Raw genomic sequence first — 3,156 nt, forward strand, 5'->3', positions numbered from 1 at the left:
CGGCAGGACGAGCAGCGCCGCCGACAGCGCGGCCACGACGCGCATCAGCGCCGTCCCGGCGTCGCCGCGGCGACCGGGATACCGGAATGGCTCGGGGGCATGAGGAACGTCCGCGGCTGGTCTGTGCGCGGAACGCATCCCGCGCGCCGGCGGTTGCGCCGCGCCGGGGCGGCGGCTCAGCCGGCGCCGATCGGCACCCCGCGCGTCACCGCCTGGAAGGTCGCGACGGCGAGCGTCGTCGGCTCGAAGGGCTTGGTGATGACGAAGGCGGGCTCGACCCGGCTGCCGGTCAGCAGGCGCTCGGGATAGGCGGTGACGAAGATCACCGGCATCGCATGGCGGGAGAGGATCCGTTCCACCGCAGTCGCGCCGTCGCCGCCATGGCCGAGATTGACGTCGGCGAGCACCAGCGTCGGCCGCGTCCGGTCGGCCAGGGCAACCGCCTCCGCCTCGCTGGCCGCCAGGCCCACGACCTCATGCCCCGCGCTCTCCACCAGCTGCTGCAGGTCCATCGCGATGATGGGCTCGTCCTCGATGATCAGCACGCGCGCCGCGCTCGCCGCACGCAGCCGCTCGCGCGCCGAGGCCAGCATCGCGCGCGCGAGATCCGCATCGAGGCCGAGCACGCCGGCGGCGTCCTCGAGGTCGAGCTCCTCGAGCGAGGTCAGCAGCAGCAGCAGGCGCTCCGTCCGCGTCAGCGGCGCGGCGGGTTCCTCGGGCTGCGATCCCGCGACGCGGGCCACCGCCGCGAACAGCGCAAGCCGCGCCTCGGCCTCGCCGGCGGCGCCGCTCACGCCGCCGCGAAGCGCGTCCGCGACCATCGCGTCGCCCTTCGCCTGCGAGCCGGTGAGCGCGCGCGCGAGGCGCCGCGCATAGGGCAGAGCCGAGAGAAGCGCCGTCCGATCCGGTTCGCTCATCGGTTTGTCATCTCCCGCGCTCGTCTGTGCGGTGCAGTGCGCGTCAGCAGTTGATATGCATGCACCTGTGGATCGACAAGACGACGATACGCGACTGCGCGCCGCCATCGCGCAGTTGTTGCCGGAGTTCCGCGCCGCGGCGCGGCTGCTCACCGCGTCGCGAGCGGAAGCCGACGACGTGGTGCAGGACGCGGTGATCCGAATGCTGCACGGCCTCGACAGTTTCGTGATCGGCGCGGAACATGACGGTGACGTGGTCTCGGCGCTGCGCCCCTGGGGCCTCGCCGTGCTGCGCAACGCGTTCCGCGAAGCGTACCGCCGGCGGAAGCGCGAGCGCGAACACCTGGAGGCGGCGTTGCCGGCCGAGCAGGGCCAAAGCGGCGGGCAGGAGACCGTCGCGCGCATGCGCGACCTCGCCCGCGCGCTCGCCGTCCTGCCGCCCGCGTTGCGTGAGGCGCTGGTGCTGGTCGGCGCGCAGGGGCTGAGCCACGAACAGGCGGCTGCGGTCTGCGACGTGCCGGTCGGCACGATGAAGGCGCGCGTCTCGCGCGCGCGCCGCCAGCTCGCGAAGGCCCTCGCGCACCCTCTCGAAGCCGTGACGTGATGACGCGCGCGCGATGCAACCGCGCTCCGGCGCCGGTCATACAGGGGGCATGACGAGCGGAGGGATTTCAATGTCGAGTGCATTCCACGCGGAACTCGTTGCGCTGCTGCCCCGCCTTCGCATCCAGGCCCTTGCCCTGACCCGCAACCGCGCGGCCGCCGAGGATCTGGTGCAGGATGCAGTCGCCAACGCGCTCGCCGCGCAGGACAGCTTCACCCCCGGGACGAACTTCGCCGCCTGGATGCACCGCATCCTGCGCAACCGCTTCATCTCGACGTTGCGCAAGCAGCGCGACACCACCGACATCGAGGACCTGCCGGCGGGCGCCTTCGCGGTCGGCGCCACGCATGAGGACCGGCTGGTGCTGAAGGAGCTCGGCCGGGCGGTGAACAAGCTGCCGGTCGACCAGCGCGAGGCGCTGTTCATGGTGGTGCTGCAGGGCATGTCCTACGAGGATGTCGCCGCCGCCACCGGCTGCGCCGTCGGCACCGCGAAGAGCCGCGTCTTCCGCGCCCGCCGCCAGCTTCAGGCCTGGCTCATGGGCGAGGACCGCGCTGGCGAGGCGGCACGTCCGGACGCCGCGCAGCCGGAGAAGCGCCGGCCCTCCTCCTCGCATCTTGTTGAGGAGGCGCGCGACGCATAACCTGCCGTTGTCCGGCGGTGCAGCCTGCACCCGTGGGGGTTGCGTCCGCCGGCACGAAGGGTGGCATGCACGACAACGCCAAGCAGAATCGGGACGACCCGCCCCCCTCGCCGCCGGGCGAGGGCGCGACGCAGCCGAACGCGGCCGAGGCGGCGTTCGACCTGTGGCTGAACCGCAGCCTGCACCAGCTCTATGACGGTGTCGCCGCCGAGCCCGTTCCGCCCGAACTGCTCAGGCTGATCGAGACCGACCGCGGGCGCCGCGGGAAGTAGCGCGGCGCGCCCCCCGCGTCGCGCCGTTCCGGTCCGGCCGTCCGGCGGCCGCGCGTCAGCCGCGGATCAGGATCACCGCCTCGATCTCGACCGCGATGCCGCGCGGCAGGCTGCCCATGCCGACCGCGGAGCGCGCCGGGCGGCCGGCATCGCCGAACACCTGGACGAAGAGGTCGGTGCAGCCGTTGATGACCTCCGGCTGGTCGCCGAACTCCGGCGTGGCTCGCACCATCCCGAGCACCTTCAGCACCGTGTCCACGCGGTCGAGCGAGCCGAGCGCGGCGCGCGTGTTCGCCAGCAGGTTCAGCCCGCACAGCCGCGCCGCCTCGTAGCCTTCCTGCACCGAGACGCCGGCGCCGAGCACGCCGGTGATGGAACGGCCGTCGGGATGCCGCGGCCCGACGCCCGAGAGGAACAGCAGCCCGCCGCCGATCCGCCACGGCACGTAGTTGGCCGCCGGCGCGGGCGGCGGCGGCAGGATGATTCCCAGCTCGGCCAGGCGTTGCTCGGCGGACATGCGCGGTTCCTTCTCTCGATGGATCGAGGATAGGACGTGACGGCCGGGCGTGTCACAGCCCCACCCGTCGCCCCGCGGTCCGCCCGGCGGACCGAGGCCGCGACGGTTGCCCGCACGCGTCGCGCCGCGTGCGGGGTCCCGGATGCGGCCCGCGCACCACGCCACCGCACGGCAGGGCGAGCCAGTGGCCTGCGCGCCAGCCA

At 73.6% G+C, this 3,156-nt stretch carries 5 protein-coding genes; 3 read left to right on the forward strand and 2 right to left on the reverse strand.

The features are described 5' to 3' along the window. Positions 1-176: 176 nt before the first annotated feature. On the reverse strand, positions 177-917 hold the full coding sequence (locus L2I40_RS21080) for a PhyR family response regulator anti-anti-sigma factor (protein WP_237217150.1): 741 nt from the start codon (positions 915-917) through the stop codon (positions 177-179). A 67-nt stretch (positions 918-984) separates the two neighbouring features. Between L2I40_RS21080 and L2I40_RS21085 the strand changes: the two genes are divergently transcribed. The 3 genes from L2I40_RS21085 to L2I40_RS21095 all read left to right on the forward strand — a co-directional run bounded on the left by L2I40_RS21085 (position 985) and on the right by L2I40_RS21095 (position 2,436). Continuing rightward, a complete protein-coding gene (locus L2I40_RS21085; protein ID WP_237217152.1) occupies positions 985-1,521 on the forward strand; it encodes a sigma-70 family RNA polymerase sigma factor in 537 nt (178 codons plus the stop codon). 70 nt (positions 1,522-1,591) lie between these two features. Next, positions 1,592-2,164 carry a sigma-70 family RNA polymerase sigma factor gene (locus tag L2I40_RS21090; protein WP_237217153.1) on the forward strand — a complete coding sequence of 191 codons (573 nt, stop codon included), beginning with the start codon at positions 1,592-1,594 and terminating at the stop codon, positions 2,162-2,164. Between the two features lie 65 nt (positions 2,165-2,229). Next, positions 2,230-2,436, forward strand: coding sequence for a hypothetical protein (locus L2I40_RS21095; RefSeq protein ID WP_237217155.1), 207 nt, complete (start codon positions 2,230-2,232; stop codon positions 2,434-2,436). A 55-nt stretch (positions 2,437-2,491) separates the two neighbouring features. Here L2I40_RS21095 and L2I40_RS21100 read toward each other — a convergent pair whose 3' ends face one another. Beyond that, positions 2,492-2,953, reverse strand: a complete 462-nt coding sequence (locus tag L2I40_RS21100) for a RidA family protein (RefSeq protein ID WP_237217156.1) — start codon at positions 2,951-2,953, stop codon at positions 2,492-2,494. Positions 2,954-3,156: the final 203 nt, after the last annotated feature.

This window comes from Falsiroseomonas oryziterrae (genome assembly GCF_021864505.1).
In the GTDB taxonomy this organism is placed as follows: Bacteria; Pseudomonadota; Alphaproteobacteria; order Acetobacterales; family Acetobacteraceae; genus Falsiroseomonas; species Falsiroseomonas oryziterrae.

Excerpts from the sequence above, each read along its gene's own strand:
- L2I40_RS21095 (WP_237217155.1), top strand. The coding sequence starts at position 2,230 with ATGCACGACAACGCCAAGCAGAATCGGGACGACCCGCCCCCCTCGCCG.
- L2I40_RS21090 (WP_237217153.1), top strand. The coding sequence starts at position 1,592 with ATGTCGAGTGCATTCCACGCGGAACTCGTTGCGCTGCTGCCCCGCCTT.
- L2I40_RS21100 (WP_237217156.1), bottom strand. The coding sequence starts at position 2,953 with ATGTCCGCCGAGCAACGCCTGGCCGAGCTGGGAATCATCCTGCCGCCG.
- L2I40_RS21080 (WP_237217150.1), bottom strand. The coding sequence starts at position 917 with ATGAGCGAACCGGATCGGACGGCGCTTCTCTCGGCTCTGCCCTATGCG.